We start from the raw sequence: 16,441 nt of genomic DNA on the forward strand, positions 1-16,441 counted from the left end.
CAAACAAGCAGTGCGGTTTTTTTAATAGAAACATCGAGGCGTAAATACCGTCTAACACAGAGGAAAGTGGAAACTGAGTAATAATACTGCTACGATAATAATAGAGAAATACGTATCTTCAGAGGAAGGAACGAGATAAATGACGACTGCATATACAATTTATTTAGTAGAAGATGAAGAAAACCTTTCCGGGGTATTGAAGCCATACATGGAGAAGGAAGGGTGGGAAGTGACCGTCTTTGATAACGGCACAGACGCCCTGGAGGCCAAAGGAGAACCGCCTCACCTGTGGGTGCTCGATATTATGCTTCCGGGGACTGATGGGTACCAGATATTAAAGGAAATTCGTGCTTCAAAAAAAGGGGAAGTGCCGGTGATCTTTATTTCCGCAAGAGACCAGGATCTTGACCGGGTGCTCGGTCTTGAAATGGGGAGCGATGACTACCTGGCAAAGCCATTTCTCCCCCAGGAACTGATTATCCGTGCTAAAAAACTGTTGTCCCGGGTGTACGGTGAATCGCAGACCGAAACAAAAAAGACAGAAGTAAATAACTATTATATTGATCCGGAAGCACGTACAGTAACGGATGCTGAAAATAACGAGGCTCATATCGAGCTGACTACAAAGGAGATGGACTTAATTCTGCTTTTGACCGAAGAGGTAGGCAAAGCCCTTTCCAGGGAAGATATTATTGAGCATGTATGGGGAGAAAACTATTTTGGCTCGGAGCGGGCCGTAGATGACGTTGTGCGCAGAGTTCGGAAGAAAATGCCTAGAATTCATCTGGAGACGCTGTATGGATACGGATATCGTGTTCTGCCGTCATGATGAAAGTGAATTTAACCCAGCGCATTTGGCTTTCTTTTATCGCCATTATTGTTCTGGTCGGTCTGACAGTTATAATCGTATATCCTATTTCGATCCGGGGGACGCTGACGGAGGAAACGTACCGGATTATCGAAGAAGAGCAGGCTCAGCTCGTTAATCCGCTGAGTGATTATTTCACGCCCCCGGAGTCAGACGATCTGGATTTTATTGAAAGACGGGAGGCAGAGCGGTCGGTGGGGCACGTTTTTGTTACTGAAAATGAAACAGTCAGCGGAGAGCCTCGTCCCCCGGCTGAGGTGGAAAAAGAAATGCTTGAAAATGCCGGCAATCAAAATGCGGAACGGGAGAGGTACGAGCTTACTTTTAATGATGCCACGCTTTTCTATGTGATTACAAAAGTAGAATCGGACGGAGAAGAAGCGTTCCAGATTTCCTACATGTGGGATACGTATAGAGACACAATGGTGAACCGTTTGTGGACCCGCTTAGTGTACATACTGCTCATTACAAGCGTAGTAAGTCTGCTGCCGGCGATCTGGCTGAAGCGCTATCTGCGGCAGCCACTGCGGGTGCTCGGTAACCGCTTTGAGCAGATTGCGGAGAGAAATTGGCGGGAGCCTTTTAATTGGAAAGGGGACCAGGACTTTCAGAAGCTGTCCGAGCAGTTTGAACGGATGCGTCAAAATTTAATCCGTTACGATAATTCACAAAAAACGTTTATTCAGCATGCCTCTCACGAGCTTAAAACGCCGATTATGGTGGTCAAATCCTATGCGCAGTCTGTTAAAGACGGCATCCTGCCGAAAAAAGATATGGAAAAAACGATGGATGTTATCATTGATGAAGCGAACCGTATGGATAAAAGGGTCAGGGATATGCTGTATTACACAAAGCTTGATTCGCTGAAAACAGAGGCGATTGAACACGAGGAAATTATATTTGGTAAACTAGCCTATGCGATTGAAGAACGTTTCCGTCTTCAGCGCAGCGATATCCGTTTTTATATTGAAGGGGCAAGTGTACGGATGTATGCAGATGCTGAGCACATGCGGGTGCTGCTTGAAAATTTAGTAGAAAACGCACTGCGCTACGCAGAGGACAGTATCTGGATTAAAGCAGAAAAGCATCCGGACGGCCGGGTGGAGATTACTGTTGAAAATAACGGGGAAAATATTAATGAAGAGGAACTCGAATACATTTTCACCCCGTTTAGAAAAGGAAACAAGGGGCAGTTTGGGCTGGGTCTTGCAATTGTAAGCCAGATTGCTGAACTGCACGAAGCATCAAAAGAAGCGGATAACACGGATACTGGAGTCCGGTTTACGATCATGCTCCCGGCAGAAAACGAAATAAAAACGCAAAAAACCGAGGCGTAATGCCCCGGTTTTTTTGTGCAGAAGTCAGCTTCCTGAACTCTCTTCACTTGCTTCAGTGAATGTTTGCACCCAGTCCTCGTAATCTTCGTTTTCGACATTTATATCAGCTTCCTGCATAAGTTCATTCAGCACCTGCTGTCCGTCCTGCTGCTCTTCGGCTTCAAGCGTCTGTTTGATATCGTCCTTTAATTCCTTATAGCTTTCTTTTTTGCCGGTCACATTAATAATGTGGAAGCCATGCTCGGTTTCGACAGGCTCTTCGGAAATGGAGTCTGTATCCATGTTAAAGGCAGCTTCCTCGAAAGCCTCTGTCATTTCACCTTTGCCAAAATAACCAAGCTCTCCGCCGCTTTCACCGGAAGCGGTATCGATGGACTTTTCTTTTGCAAGCTCAGCAAAATCTGCGCCGCCTTCGAGTTCTTTGATTATTTTGTTTGCTTCTTCTTTACTTTCAACAAGAATATGACTTGCTTCGACCTGCATAAGATCGTCTTTATTTTCTTCGTAATAATTTTTCATTTCTTCTTCGGTTACGTCAACATTCTGGGAGCCGAGCTCGTCCACCACGATCTGCGGCTTTACGTATTGTTCCTTGAAAGCTTTAACGCTCTCCACCTGCACGCCCATATTTTCCTGTATAGTTTGAAGGAATTGATCGTTATCGTCTATTCCGTACTGCTCTTTCATAGACTTGAATTCCTCAGTTACCTGTTTATCTGAAATATCCAGATCCTCGGCTTTATCATTTAATACTTTTTGCTGGACAAGATTGTTTAAAGCACTTTCTCCGTAGTTGTTCTTTAAATCATCCATCAAATCCTGCTCAGAGATACTTTCGCCGTTCACTTCAACAATCGCTTCGTCTCCTGCTGCGCTGCCTTCATTGCTGCAGGAGGCGAGCAGAAGGGCACCGCTGATCCCTGCGGCTGTAAAAATATATTTTTTCATTTCTCCAGCTCCCTATGTATGTTCATGGTACCTTGATATTGTACCATATTAAAAAGATTAAAAATGTCGATTAATGTAAAAAATCCTATTGTAAAATACAATAGGATCGAATTCTCAGCTTCAGGCTGCCAAAAGAAGTTCAACATACGATGAAATCAACAGGATGGTCACAAGTATGTTGATGGTGTTGAAGACCTTCGGCTGTTTTTCATCCGGGACTTCCCGCTGGGTTACAAACTTATTGGTCATGGAGTTCATGATAAACAGATAAGCAACAGCGAACACAATAAAGAAAAGAATAAACATAAAATTCCCCCATTCCTAACGATACTACCATAACAAATCATAAGGCAAAAAGATAGGCAGAACCACGAGGAGGATAGAAAAAAGATATTATATCTATAACGTTTTTGTCGAACATGATATAGTGAAAAAGCAGTTGTTACAAGAAAAAAGGAGTGGATCTGCTTGACGCGGAACATATGGAAAATTTTATTCATTCTGCTTTTAGTTATCAACGTTATTATTATTGGTGCAGTAGTCTTCTGGTGGGCTTCTCTGGACCAGGAGAGCGGATCCAGCGAAACAGAACCGCAGACTTCTGAAGAGGAAGAATTTCAACCGTATTTTACCGGGGAAACAAATTCTGCCCAGGTAAATAATATTTTAGAAGCAGAAATGGAAAACGAAAGAGCCGACTTAGTGGTGGAAGACGGTCAGTTTAAGATTATTTCTGCGCTTGAGCTTCTTGGTCGCGAAATTGATATTGAACTGAGTTTTGTGCCGGAGGCTTTAGAGAACGGGAATGTCGAACTGCAAAAGGATGATTTCTCCATTGCAGGACTGCCGCTGCCAGGGCCGGAAGTGTTGACAGTCGTACAGAATCAGACGGAATTTCCGGAGTTTGTCCAGATTAATCCGGAAGAAGAAACGATCAGAATACGCCTTGATCAGTGGAGTGAAGATGAAGAGTACACTGTGCGGGCAGAGAGAGTCAACCTCGAGGAAGACGAAATTGTCTTTGTCGTAGGAAGATAAAAAAATCCCGGTGCCTAAATGGCGCCGGGATTTTTTACTTAAGAAGGCTGCTTCAATACAATATCCATACCGTCGAGCTTTCGTTCCACTGTACAGTGTTTTGGAGCTCTTACCAGCTGGCGGATAAAAGCAAAATCGTGAAGAGCCATGCCGCTGTTTAATGAAAAAATAATAAGAAAGTAATGCATATAGCCGGGCATGAGTACGGCACCTGCAATACTTGCGGTCCCAAGAATTATAAACGGACTGATCATTGCGATAACGTACATATTTCTCGATACTGGTTTACTGAAGCTGTATTTAATCACAGGAAGCTGTTTCCTGCGGTCTCTGTCAAATTTCCAGGTTGTGGCGATACCAATCATCCAAAGCGGTACGGCGTGCAAAATAGAATGCAGAGGGTAGATCATAAGCATTATTAAAAGAAGAACTTCCAGGCCGATACCTTTTAGCTGTGTTTCCGGCTGCAGCGAACTAAAGATTAAAAAAGTAAACATAAAAGTTAAAAAGGAAAATCCTACCGACATGATTGTCATTTTTGTTGTGTTGTTTTCTTTTCGTAGGTTTACTGATTTCCAGCAATTCATGCGACGGCCTCCTCTCTCTCCAAACCCCAACTTTGAATAATGTAATACCAACAGCAGAAAAAATCAATAGGGTTATAAAAAAAATATATAGAACGAAATTTCTAACAATTCGCCCTACAGAAGAGAAAAGAAGCCAATATGCTGATGCAGGAATCCTGAGCAGAGCAGGTGGCCTGTAAAAGGTTTATTTGGCGGATCTGTCCGCTGGAAGCAGGGTTCCATCTTTATCCATAAAATCATTTTCAAAAGACTGGAGGGACTCTTCAAACAAATGCATGAATTCTTCTCCGTAAATGTAGCGTACAATAGTCATAAGTTCAGAAAACTCGGGAAATTTTCCGTACAGCTCTTTGATGGGAAGGGCTCCTTCAGAAACCTGGAACGTTTCTTTTTCATAAGACTCGAGGATGGAGAGAAGCAGGCTTTCACCGTCTTCTGTCAGCTCGATATACGTATTGCGTTTATCATTCGTTTTCTTTGAAAATTTTAACAGGCTCCGGTCTTCCAGCTTTTTCGAAAAATTAAATGCTGTTGAAACGTGCATAACCCCGAACTTCGCAATCCCGGAAACGGAAGCGCCCTCTAATTGGTGCGCGACCCAAAGAATTTGAAATTCATTAATGTTTAAATTATAAGGCTTAACCCATTCCTGCCAGTCTTTTTCCACCGATTTCCATAATGCTTTAGACAGCTGTGCAGCACGGAGGCTGAATAGTATTGACTGCTTGGCATCAAATGAAGAGTCCAATTAAAGAACCCCCTCTCTTATAAGCTGGGTCATCAGTGACTAGGAACGCCTGGTTTCTTTTTTGATCTGCTTATTTAACTGGGAAATAGAATCAGAAATTTCTTTTACCTGTTCCTGAATAGAGGCGACTTCGGGTTCAACCTCCTGCTTGTAACGCTTGTAGGTCTTTTTCATTTCTTTGGTAAGCACATCGAACGCCTGAAAGCCTTCTGTAGCAGCATACTGCCAGTCTTCCATGGCTGATTTATTTGTTGAGGATTTCAAGCCGGGGCGATTCCATTCCGAGTGCTTAATGGAATGGCGTACGGCAGGACCGGAAGCAGGGGTAGTAAAAAGTATAATTAAACTGCTAGCTAACGATCCTGTGAATATACCGGCAAAAAGAGATTTCAAATCCATCCGCCTCATTCCTTCCTTGAAATACATTTTTAATATATTATTCTTTAATAGTAGTATAGGTGAATTCAGGGAAAAAATAAAGAATTTCAAACAATTTCAAGAGCATCGAACGAAGCGATGACTCTAAAATTTTTATTTTATAAAAATAATCAGCGGAATTATCCGCTGATTAAAAACCTACTGGTGATTTTTTTGAAAGGTAAGCATAAAGTCCTGCAGGGCCTGACAGCTCTCCTTTGAGACAGCATTGTAAATGGAAGCCCGGCATCCGCCAACAGATCGGTGACCGTTTAATCCCACAAAGCCAGCCTGCTTAGCTTCAGCTAAAAATTGTTTATTTAACTCTTCGTTAGGAAGATTAAAGGTGACGTTCATGGAGGAGCGGCTGTCCGTTTCGGCATGGCCCCGGTAAAATCCATTGCTCCCGTCAATAGTGTCATACAGGAGAGCTGCTTTTTCCTTGTTGCGCTGCTGCATGCCAAGGACGCCTCCCCGTTCTTCGACCCATCCGAGTACTTCATTCAGCAGGTACACAGCGAATGTCGGAGGGGTATGGAAAAGCGAATTCTTTTCCGCATGGGTATCGTAGCGCAGCATAGTCGGGGTATGTCCGGGAGCCTGGCTGACCCAGTCTTTTTTGACGATGACGACGGTGACGCCGGACGGACCAAGGTTTTTTTGGGCTCCTGCGTAAATGGCCCCAAACGAGGAGACCGGCACCGGACGGCTTAGAATATCGCTCGACATATCGGCAACTACCGGGGAAAGCCAGTTATAGTCAAGCTCCTGCCACTGCGTGCCAAAAATAGTATTGTTTGTAGTAATGTGTACATACTTGTCCCGGCTGTCGAGCTGAAGGGCGTCAACATCTGGGATATGGGTGAAGTTTTGATCCTTTGCCGAAGCCCCTACCCGGGTCTGGCCGATCATCTGTGCTTCTTTTAGCGCTTTTTCCGACCAGGATCCTGTTAAGATATAGTTAGCCGTTTCCCCGGATTGGAGGACGTTCATCGGAAGCATCGAAAACTGCAGACTGGCTCCGCCCTGCAGAAGCAGTACTTCGTAATCCTCCGGAATATCGAGCAGGCTGCGAAGCCTCTCCTGCGCCTGGTTATGCACTGCTTCATAATCAGCGCTCCGGTGGCTGAGCTCCATAACGCTCATGTCCGTATTATTGAAATCAAGCATTTCCTTCTGGGCTTTTTCTAAAACTTCGTCCGGCAGAGCAGCCGGTCCTGCATTAAAATTATATGCGCGTGACATATGATCTCTCCTTTAGCCATCCATATTTATTTTTCTATAAACGATCGGCAATCCCTTTAGCCATATCGGCTAAATCAGCGCTTGTATATTGGTCGTTATTATCGGTAAACGTAAAAGAGAACCCGTCGTTTTCCGAATAACGTGGAATAAAATGAAGATGATAATGAAAAACGGACTGTGATGCTACGCTGTTGTTATTGTTTAGAAGGTTCATGCCGTCTGGCTGGAAGGCTTCCTTAATAGCGTTCGCGATATCAGGGGCTTTTTTAAAAAGAGCCGCCGCAGTTTCGGGACGGAGTTCGTAAATGTTTTCCTGGTGATCCTTTGGGATTAAGAGGGTATGGCCTTTCGTTGTTTGTCCCAGGTCCATAAATGCCAGAAGGTCGTCATCCTCATAAACGACAGAAGCGGGAATTTCCCCGGCTGCTATTTTGCAGAAAATGCAGTCATCATTGTGTGCCATAGTGTTAATCTCCTTTCTAAACGTAAGTATATCTACTATCCTATTATACGTAGTTACAGTTTAGAATTAAATGGAAATGTAAGAAGAAATGAATTCCCTGCAAAAATATACAAAATACAGTGAAACTGTGTAGAATATAAAAAGATTGTATTTTACTTAGCTGAAGGAGCGTTTGTATGACAGCACTACTCAATATCAATCATATTACGGGTGGGTACAATATCCATAAGCCGGTGCTCCATGATCTGGAATTTGATGTGGACCCCGGAGAAATCGTCGGCTTAATAGGCTTGAACGGCGCCGGGAAAAGCACGACAATCAAGCATGTTCTCGGACTGATGGAGCCGGCGGAGGGCGTAATCTACATTAATAGTAAAACTATCCATGAGGATGCAGAGGCTTACCGTAAACAGCTGGCATACATTCCTGAATCGCCTATATTATACGAAGAGATGACCCTCTGGGAGCATCTGCGCCTGACAGCAATGGCGTATGGGGTGCCTGAAGGTGTCTGGGAAGAACGAAGTGAAAGGCTGATGGAAACCTACCAGATGAGCTGGCGGAAAAACTGGTTTCCCAACCATTTTTCCAAAGGAATGAGGCAGAAGGTGATGATCATGTGCGCCTTTTTGGTAGAGCCCAAGCTGTACGTCGTCGATGAGCCGTTTGTCGGGCTCGATCCGGTAGCCATTAAATCACTGCTCGATATGATGGTGGAAATGAAAGAGAACGGAGCAGGGATTTTAATGTCCACGCATATTCTGGCGACCGCAGAACGCTATTGTGACCGATTTGTGCTGCTGCATGAAGGACGTGTCGCTTTGAAAGGAACCATGAAGGAAATCCAGGAGCAGGCGGGAATGCCTGGAGCGAACCTTGATGATTTGTATATCGAGGTGACTAAAGGAGAAATCACATCATGACCGGACAATGGTGGAACGAGCGAGCAGGAGCCTTCTGGGGAAAGGCCGGCCGTTACCTGCGGTTAATCGGAAACAGCGGTTTTATGTTTGCGCTGTATATTCTCCTGTTTGCCGGAGCAGTATTTTATCCGGCTTTTCTGGACTGGCTCCCGCAGTCTCCGTGGGTGGTGATTGCTCTCTGGCTGATTTTTTCTGTATTAACGCTTCGCGGTCCGATCAGGCCGTTTGTCCAGTCCGGAGACCTTGTATTTCTGCTTCCGCTTGAAAAACGGATGGCCCCATTCTTCAAAAAATCGATTCGTTACTCAGCGGCTCTGCAGGGAGTGGAAGTGCTGGCCGTGTATATTGTTCTCGGCCCGGTTATTCAGGAACGTACCGCTGCCGGAGGCGCGGGTTATATCGGGATGCTGCTGCTTTTGCTCGTAATAACCTTTCTAACCACATTTATTAAATGGGAAGAATGGAAATGGCATGATCATACTCATCGTTACATATCCACAGCGGTACGCTGGGTCTGGCCGGCTCTTTTAATGCTTGCTGCCTGGTGGGGAAGCATTTTTCTTGCAGGCGCCGGTCTTTTGGGAGTGATCGGGCACTGGCAGCTGGTGAAGAGACGTTCTGCTTCCATGCTGCTGCGCTGGGAGGTGCTTCTTGAAGCCGAGAACCATCAGCTGGCTAAATTTTACCGGTTTGTTCAGTCATTTGCAGAAGTACCCCATATAGAAGTGAAAATTAAACGCCGGCGCTGGCTGGCGTCACTTGTGGATAAATTTACCCACAAGCAGGAAAATACGTATTTGTATTTGTATGGCAAGGCCTTTGTGCGTTCGGGAGAATATGCAGGCATGTTTATCCGTCTGCTTGTAGTCTGCGGTCTGGTCATGTACGCCTTTGCCCCGGAATGGATGCGTCTTGGGATTGGCGGCTTGTTTCTTTATATGACCGCTGTACAGCTGCAGGCACTAAAAAGCCACTATGCGACCATTGACTGGCCGGATCTTTATCCTGTACCTCTCAGGTGGAAGGAACAGGCGTTTATTACGTTTACGAGAGCGCTTTTGATGGTCCAGGGAGCGGGAATCATTCTGCTTCACGCCTGGATTGGGCAGTCGCTTTTAGTGACGGCAGCACTTGCTTTATTTGTGGTCCTCCTTCTTCTGTATTATCCCCGGTGGGTTACCCGGAGAAAGCAAAAAGAGATGGTGTAAACGAAGGCAGGCCCCCTTTCCGGTTAAGAGAAAGGGGGCCTGCTGGTTATGAAGAAGTGGCGGGATAATCCAAAACGGCTCTTCCGATGACCTGGGCTGCGGTGAGCATAGCCCGTTCATCAATATCAAATTTCGAATGATGGTGGGGGTACGTTGTTTCCCAGTCCGGATGGCCGGCTCCTGTGAAGAAATAGGTGCCTTTTACATGCTGGAGGTAGTGCGCATAATCCTCTCCAGCCATCGAGGGGCTCATATACTCTGTCTTCTGCACCGACTCCGTTTTTTCAGCACATTCAGCAATGAACCGGGCTTCATTATGGTGATTGTCTACCGGATGATAGCCGCGCAGGTATTCATAGTCGGCTTCGGCTCCGGCGGCTTCGCAGGTGCCGTGGACAATTTTTCCGATTTCCTCTTCGAACACGTCCCGTACGTTTTCATCAAAGCAGCGGGTAGTGCCGGTAAGCTTCGCGCTGTCGGCAATTACGTTAAAGGCGTTGACAGCTTCAAACGAGCCGACGGACAGCACTCCGGAATGAAGCGGGTCGAGCCGGCGGCTGACAATCTGCTGCAGGCTGGTGACCACCTGGGAGCCAATTACGATGGCATCTTTGGTAAGGTGCGGCTGGGCCCCGTGTCCGCCCTTGCCGCGAATCGTAATATGAAAACGGTCTGAAGCAGCCATCATCGGGCCTTCGCAATACTGGACAGTTCCATAAGGCACCGTCGCCCATAAGTGCGTGCCAAAAATGACGTCTACCCCTTCAAGGCAGCCGTCCTGAATCATCTCAATTGCGCCGCCGGGAGCATATTCTTCCGCGTGCTGGTGGATGAAAACGACAGTGCCGCTTAAGCTGTGCTTTTCTTCCTGCAGAGCTTTTGCGAGGACAAGCAGGTACGCAGTATGGCCGTCATGACCGCAGGCATGCATCACACCGTCCGTCTTTGAAGCGAAAGGAAGGCCGGTGTCCTCCTGGATAGGCAGGGCATCAAAATCCGCCCGGAGAGCGATGACGGGACCGGGCTTTTCACCACGGAGCACGGCGGTAACACCGCGCCCGCCTACATTGGTGCGCACCTCATGCCCGAGCTGCCGGTGATAATCGGCTATGTAGGCTGGCGTCTTTTCTTCCTCAAAGGAAAGCTCAGGGTGCTGGTGCAGATACCTGCGTATCTCCACCATTTCCGGGTAAAGCTCTTCTAATCTGCTGAATAAATTATCCACAAAGGTTCACATCCTTTTGAAACATAATGAGACAGAATGAAAATAGGTATGTCTCCACTTAGGAGTAGCGTATAATAGATACAAAAGCTGTATAGTATTTTCTTATCATACATGATCCTTTCTGGAAAATAAAATCAGGAAATCTGGAACGGGCAGACAGCCTGCTGCGTATATTTATAAAATCAACAGAAGAAGGGCGGAAAGAAAGCATGAGCCAAAGAACCGGTTTTATAGGACTGGGTATTATCATTGCCGGCGTAAGTATTGTTTCTTCACAGCTTGGTTTTGATGCAAGTTTGTTCATATGGCCTATCATAGCGCTATGCCTTGCGTGCTTTTTTGTATACCAGCGGAATTACTGGCTCAGTGCTATGTTTGTCGGTCTCGCTCTGTTGCATGTATCCAACCGGGCGGATGTGCCTTTTATATTTTCAGCGGTAATTACTGTACTCTTCCTTGCGGGTATTGTGCTGTTTTATTTCTGGTGGAGCAGCTCGAAAAGAGAAATAGATATCGATAAAGATCTGAATACAACTGAAGAAAAAAACCGGAACAAAAGAAGCACCTCCTACTCGCATGAGGTACGCCGGGCCGGGCAGGAACGGGAGATTCCGTCACATCACCGCTTTTTGGCAGGACAGTGTGTGTATATAAAGAAACCCTTCAGAATCCATGAAGCTGCCGTCCAGTACGGAGCGGGTGAAGTAATTATAGATTTTTCGAAAGCCAAAACAGAGGAAGAGACAGTGCCTGTAAGAATTAGTGGAATGGTCGGAAGTATCAAACTCTTTGTCCCGGAAAACTGGGACGTTAACGTCGACGCAAAGACGATTGTTGGAGAAACGAAGGTGCTCGGGTATAAGGAAGAGGGTCTGAAGGCGGCGATGAAGGTCGAACACAGGGCGAAAGAGCATACTGAGGTAACGTTAAATATCCAGGCAGAGCTTGTCATTGGCAGCATACAGGTTAAGTATGCAAAGCATCCAGCTGTTTCCGTGTAACTTAACGAAATGTCTGCCGACTAAAGCAGGGTGAAATATTTGTGTGAAAAGCGAGGGTGGCAGAGCTCATGAATAAACGGAAATGGGGAAAACGGTTGCTGATAGCTGCAGCTGCTTTTCTTTTGATTTTTGGCATATATTTATCCTCCGTTGTAATCGGCGCTGCTGCGATCAGTGAAAAGCAGCTGACGATGAATGAAACAACGACAATAGTTGATGACAGTGGAGAACAATTGGCGGAGCTGTATTCAGAGGACAGGGAAGTGATCGAGGAAGAACAAATACCGGATCATGTAAAAGAAGCATTTATTTCCATTGAAGATATTAGGTTTTATGACCACCGCGGTATAGACCCAAGAGCGATTGCGCGTGCGCTTTACCGTGATATTTTAGCTGGTGGAATTGTCGAGGGCGGAAGTACGATTACCCAGCAGCTGGCGAAAAATGCTTTTCTCTCGAGCGACCAGACCTTTTTGCGTAAAACCAAGGAAGTTCTGATTGCTATGGGACTTGAAAAGAAATTCTCCAAGGATGAGGTAATGGGCTACTATTTAAACCAGATATACTTCGGTCACGGAGCTTACGGCATTCAGTCTGCCTCCCAGCAGTATTTCGGAAAAGACGCTTCTGAATTGAACGTCGAAGAAGGCGCTATGCTTGCGGCTATGGTAAAAGGACCCAGCAATTATTCGCCGGTGGATGAGCCTGAGGAGGCTAAGGAGCGAAGAGATACCGTCATCGCTATTATGGAGCGTGAAGGGTACATATCAGAAGAAGAAAAAGCGGCAGCAACTTCTGCGTCTCTTCCTTCCGGGCTTCAGGAGCAGCAGACCCACCCGGAATACTATACGTATGTGGACATGCTCATGAAAGAAGCTCAGGAGAAATACAACATTGAACCGGAAGAAATTTATAAAGGCGGCTACACGATTCAGGTGCCGATGAACGAGGAAATGCAGCAGGCTTCCTACAGCCTGATGCAGGAAGATACGTATTATCCGGACGGCTCGGAGGATGCGGAGAGTGCCTTTTTTATGATGGATCACAGCAGCGGCGGAGTTGTCGCAGTGCAGGGCGGCCGGGATTATGAACGCCAGGGGATGAACCGGGCGGAAGTGCAGCGGCAGCCGGGATCTGCGTTTAAGCCGCTGGCTGTATACGCACCAGCTCTCGAATCTGGAGAATACGAGCCTTATTCAACGCTTCAGGATGAACAATTGGATTACGACGGCTATTCTCCGAAAAATAACAGCGGGGAATACCAGGGCGAAGTGACAATGAGCGAAGCGCTCGAGCAGTCCATCAATACTTCAGCAGTATGGCTCTACGACAAGCTTGACCGCGGCGCTACGGATGATTTTTTGGAAAAGACAGGTATTGAGCCCCAGGGGGACGGCCTCGCCACGGCCCTTGGCGGTCTTGAAAACGGAGTTACTCCGTCGCAGTTAACAGAAGCGTATACGACGTTTTCAAACAATGGCACAAAAACAGAGCCGTATTTTATTACGAACATAAAAGATCGTAACGGAAATATTATCGTGGAAAATGAAACAAAAGAGCAGGAAGTGATGGACCCGCAGAATGCATGGTATATGACCCGTATGCTCGAAAATGTAGTGGAAAATGGCACAGCATCAGCCGGAAGCACCTCCTACGATTTAGCCGGCAAAACAGGAACGACTTCGTTTGAAGCAGTCGAAGACGGGGCGAGAGACGCCTGGTTCGCCGGCTACACGCCGCAGTGGACTGGTACGCTCTGGATGGGCTATGACCAGACAACCGAAGATAATTATTTAACCGGTGGAAGCTCTCATGCGGTGGAGCTGTTTAAATCTATTTTAAACGAGACCCCCGCTGGAAGCAGCGCGGTGGAATTTGAAAAACCTGAAGGTGTACGTGATTTGGAAGAGCCTGTGGAGCTTCCGGAAATTGATTCGCTTGAAGGGGACCTGACATTTACCGGTGGTGGCTTCTTAAACGTGAAGCTTACGTGGGAAGCATCTGAAGACGATCGCGTTAATTACACGATTTACGAAGTGACAGACGGAGAACGCGAAGAAATCGACCAGGTCCGCGGAAAGGGGAGCTACACGATCGAAAATGCAAATCCATTTAATTTAAGAGAGTATATTGTTGTCCCTTCCTACGAACCGACAAACCAGGAAGGTGAAGATTCGAATACAGCAGAGGTACAGGCCCGTTCTATTTTTGGAATTGGAGGGTAACAGCGACTTAAAAGGCAGCCTTGGCGGGCTGCCTTATTTGTACACCGTACTCATGAATTTTTTATGAATGTTGCTAAAATGCACTATACATGACAGGAACGAACAGGTTATGGTAAAAACAGAAAAGGTGATTGTGCGAACTTGAGTGGTGAGCAGGCAGAGAGGAAGTGCCCAAAAATGAAAGAAACCTTATACAATAATACTTTTTTAGAAGCAGCACGGGGAAACTATACCGGCCATGTCCCGGTATGGTACATGCGTCAGGCGGGGAGGTCACAGCCCGAATACCGTAAATTAAAAGAGAAGTATTCGCTGGTGGAAATTACTCATGACCCCGAACTGTGTGCCTATGTAACCCGGCTGCCGGTGGAACAGTATCAAAACGATGCGGCTATTTTATATAAAGACATTATGACACCGCTGCCGTCTATCGGCGTAGACGTAGAGATAAAACCGGGCATCGGTCCGGTGATTGATCGCCCGATTGAAACGCTGGCCGATGTAAAACGGCTTGGAACGCTTGAGCCGGAAAAGGATATCGACTACGTGCTTGAAACAATCAAGCTTCTGCGCCAGCAGCTGAGTGTGCCGTTAATCAGCTTTAGCGGGGCCCCGTTTACCCTGGCGAGCTACATGATTGAAGGCGGGCCGTCGAAAAACTACCACCGGACGAAAAGCTTCATGTACTCGCAGCCGGACGCCTGGTTTGCATTGATGGATACGCTCGGTGACATGGTGATTCGGTACGCTGGTGCTCAGGTAGAGGCCGGAGCCCAGGCTATTCAAATCTTTGACTCCTGGGTCGGTGCCTTAAACGCCGCCGACTACCGGCAGTATGTGAAGCCTGTCATGACCAGAATATTTGCCGCTTTAGAAGGAAAGAATGTACCAGTGTCCATGTTTGGAGTCGGTGCCGGCCATCTGCTTGAAGACTGGAACGACCTGCCGCTCTCTATAATTGGACTGGACTGGCGGACCTCAATTCTTGAAGCAAGAAACCGGGGCATCACCAAAACGCTGCAGGGCAACCTGGATCCGAGCCTGCTGCTTGCTCCGTGGCCGGAAATAGAGAAAAGAGCTGCCGCTATTATTGATGAGGGCATTCAGCATCCCGGATTTATTTTTAATTTGGGACACGGTGTATTCCCGGATGTGAAGCCTGATACATTGAAACGTTTAACAGCTTTCGTTCATGAATATTCGAAAGAACAGTTGGAGGGAAGACAATGAAAAAGAAAACCGGCCTTTTGGTGATGGCTTACGGAACGCCGAGAAGCCTCGACGAAGTCGAAAGCTATTACACTCATATCCGGCGCGGGAACAAACCGTCCGAAGAAGCTTTGGAGGATCTTGTCTCCCGCTATAAAGCAATTGGCGGGGTTTCCCCGCTTGCAAAAATTACGGAGGATCAGGCCTATGGTCTGGGCGGGGTGATGAACGAACGTCACCCGGAACGGGAGTTTCACGTTTATATCGGGTTGAAGCATATTGACCCGTTTATCGAGGATGCTGTTGCTGAAATGAAAAAGGACGGGATCGAAGAGGCGTACAGCATCGTCCTGGCGCCGCACTTTTCGACTTTCAGCGTAAAATCTTATAATGGACGGGCCCAGGAGGAATCCTCCCGGATCAATGGCCCGGCGATTCACAGCGTAGAAAGTTGGTACGACCAGCCGAAATTTCTGCACTACTGGGCTGAACGGGTTCGCGCCATGCTTGACGGGCTTGATGAAGAGAAAACGTGTGTTATTTTTTCTGCTCACAGCCTGCCGGAAAAAATCATCGCCAAAGGAGACCCGTATCCGGAACAACTGAAAGAAACCGCCCAATGGATCGCAGAGCGCGCCAATGTTCAGCACTACGATATCGGCTGGCAGAGTGAAGGGAATACTCCGGATCCATGGCTTGGACCGGATGTGCAGGACTTAACGAAGGATCTGCATCATCAACATGGCTATGAGTCATTTGTCTATTGCCCGGTTGGATTTGTAGCCGATCATCTCGAAGTATTGTTTGATAATGATGTTGAATGTAAAGACGCCTGCGACAGTGTAGGGGCGGCATACTACCGGCCGGAAATGCCGAACAGCCAGCGTGAATTTTTAGAGGCGCTCGGCGACGCGATTGATGCTTTAGTGGAACAGAAGGTTTCCTCGTAATGTAAAAGGGCGTCCTTTCAAAATGATGAAAGGACGCCTCTTTGTATTG

The 16,441-nt window shown here is 46.8% G+C and carries 17 protein-coding genes; 9 read left to right on the forward strand and 8 right to left on the reverse strand.

What is annotated here, in order from left to right:
* Nucleotides 1-139: 139 nt before the first annotated feature.
* On the forward strand, nt 140-829 hold the full coding sequence (locus G548_RS0108725) for a response regulator transcription factor (RefSeq protein WP_022793768.1): 690 nt from the start codon (nt 140-142) through the stop codon (nt 827-829).
* The gene (locus G548_RS0108730) at nt 826-2,205 is read left to right on the forward strand and encodes a sensor histidine kinase (RefSeq protein ID WP_022793769.1); all 1,380 of its coding nucleotides are present in this window, start codon (nt 826-828) and stop codon (nt 2,203-2,205) included. The genes G548_RS0108725 and G548_RS0108730 overlap by 4 nt, the downstream gene beginning before the upstream one ends.
* 24 nt (nt 2,206-2,229) lie before the next feature.
* On the opposite strand, the gene G548_RS17765 is transcribed toward G548_RS0108730, so the two are convergent.
* On the reverse strand, nt 2,230-3,153 hold the full coding sequence (locus tag G548_RS17765) for a peptidylprolyl isomerase (protein WP_022793770.1): 924 nt from the start codon (nt 3,151-3,153) through the stop codon (nt 2,230-2,232).
* A 120-nt stretch (nt 3,154-3,273) separates the two neighbouring features.
* Complete coding sequence (locus G548_RS0108740) at nt 3,274-3,459, reverse strand: hypothetical protein (RefSeq protein WP_022793771.1); 186 nt, start codon at nt 3,457-3,459, stop codon at nt 3,274-3,276.
* A 162-nt stretch (nt 3,460-3,621) separates the two neighbouring features.
* Here G548_RS0108740 and G548_RS0108745 point away from each other — a divergent pair, with 162 nt between their 5' ends.
* Entirely contained in the window at nt 3,622-4,191 is a 570-nt protein-coding gene (locus tag G548_RS0108745; RefSeq protein WP_022793772.1) for a YpmS family protein, read from the forward strand.
* 38 nt (nt 4,192-4,229) lie between these two features.
* Here the strand turns inward: G548_RS0108745 and G548_RS0108750 are convergent, their stop codons facing one another.
* From G548_RS0108750 to G548_RS0108770, 5 genes are all read right to left on the reverse strand, one after another.
* Nucleotides 4,230-4,778, reverse strand: coding sequence for a DUF3267 domain-containing protein (locus tag G548_RS0108750; RefSeq protein ID WP_022793773.1), 549 nt, complete (start codon nt 4,776-4,778; stop codon nt 4,230-4,232).
* Between the two features lie 184 nt (nt 4,779-4,962).
* A complete protein-coding gene (locus tag G548_RS0108755) occupies nt 4,963-5,526 on the reverse strand; it encodes an HTH-type transcriptional regulator Hpr (RefSeq protein ID WP_022793774.1) in 564 nt (187 codons plus the stop codon).
* Between the two features lie 39 nt (nt 5,527-5,565).
* A complete protein-coding gene (locus tag G548_RS0108760; RefSeq protein WP_022793775.1) occupies nt 5,566-5,925 on the reverse strand; it encodes a hypothetical protein in 360 nt (119 codons plus the stop codon).
* 177 nt (nt 5,926-6,102) lie between these two features.
* On the reverse strand, nt 6,103-7,188 hold the full coding sequence (gene serC, locus G548_RS0108765) for a 3-phosphoserine/phosphohydroxythreonine transaminase (protein WP_022793776.1): 1,086 nt from the start codon (nt 7,186-7,188) through the stop codon (nt 6,103-6,105).
* A 34-nt stretch (nt 7,189-7,222) separates the two neighbouring features.
* Complete coding sequence (locus tag G548_RS0108770) at nt 7,223-7,651, reverse strand: HIT family protein (RefSeq protein ID WP_022793777.1); 429 nt, start codon at nt 7,649-7,651, stop codon at nt 7,223-7,225.
* A 176-nt stretch (nt 7,652-7,827) separates the two neighbouring features.
* On the opposite strand from G548_RS0108770, the gene G548_RS0108775 reads away from it, so the two are divergent.
* Both G548_RS0108775 and G548_RS0108780 read left to right on the forward strand, forming a co-directional pair.
* On the forward strand, nt 7,828-8,574 hold the full coding sequence (locus tag G548_RS0108775) for an ABC transporter ATP-binding protein (RefSeq protein WP_022793778.1): 747 nt from the start codon (nt 7,828-7,830) through the stop codon (nt 8,572-8,574).
* A complete protein-coding gene (locus G548_RS0108780) occupies nt 8,571-9,782 on the forward strand; it encodes an ABC transporter permease (protein WP_022793779.1) in 1,212 nt (403 codons plus the stop codon). Before G548_RS0108775 ends, G548_RS0108780 begins: the two co-directional genes overlap by 4 nt.
* A 46-nt stretch (nt 9,783-9,828) precedes the next feature.
* Here G548_RS0108780 and G548_RS0108785 read toward each other — a convergent pair whose 3' ends face one another.
* On the reverse strand, nt 9,829-10,965 hold the full coding sequence (locus tag G548_RS0108785; protein ID WP_051143851.1) for a M20 family metallopeptidase: 1,137 nt from the start codon (nt 10,963-10,965) through the stop codon (nt 9,829-9,831).
* A gap of 251 nt (nt 10,966-11,216) precedes the next feature.
* Here G548_RS0108785 and liaF point away from each other — a divergent pair, with 251 nt between their 5' ends.
* The 4 genes from liaF to hemH all read left to right on the forward strand — a co-directional run bounded on the left by liaF (nt 11,217) and on the right by hemH (nt 16,392).
* Nucleotides 11,217-12,008 carry a cell wall-active antibiotics response protein LiaF gene (gene liaF, locus G548_RS0108790; RefSeq protein WP_022793781.1) on the forward strand — a complete coding sequence of 264 codons (792 nt, stop codon included), beginning with the start codon at nt 11,217-11,219 and terminating at the stop codon, nt 12,006-12,008.
* A gap of 68 nt (nt 12,009-12,076) precedes the next feature.
* A complete protein-coding gene (locus G548_RS0108795) occupies nt 12,077-14,233 on the forward strand; it encodes a transglycosylase domain-containing protein (RefSeq protein ID WP_022793782.1) in 2,157 nt (718 codons plus the stop codon).
* A 177-nt stretch (nt 14,234-14,410) separates the two neighbouring features.
* Nucleotides 14,411-15,463 (forward strand): uroporphyrinogen decarboxylase, encoded by a 1,053-nt coding sequence (gene hemE, locus G548_RS0108800; protein ID WP_022793783.1) that lies wholly within the window; start codon nt 14,411-14,413, stop codon nt 15,461-15,463.
* Nucleotides 15,460-16,392, forward strand: a complete 933-nt coding sequence (gene hemH, locus G548_RS0108805; protein WP_022793784.1) for a ferrochelatase — start codon at nt 15,460-15,462, stop codon at nt 16,390-16,392. The genes hemE and hemH overlap by 4 nt, the downstream gene beginning before the upstream one ends.
* Nucleotides 16,393-16,441 lie beyond the last annotated feature (49 nt).

It is taken from the genome of Marinococcus halotolerans DSM 16375, assembly GCF_000420725.1.
Classification (GTDB): Bacteria; Bacillota; Bacilli; order Bacillales; family Marinococcaceae; genus Marinococcus; species Marinococcus halotolerans.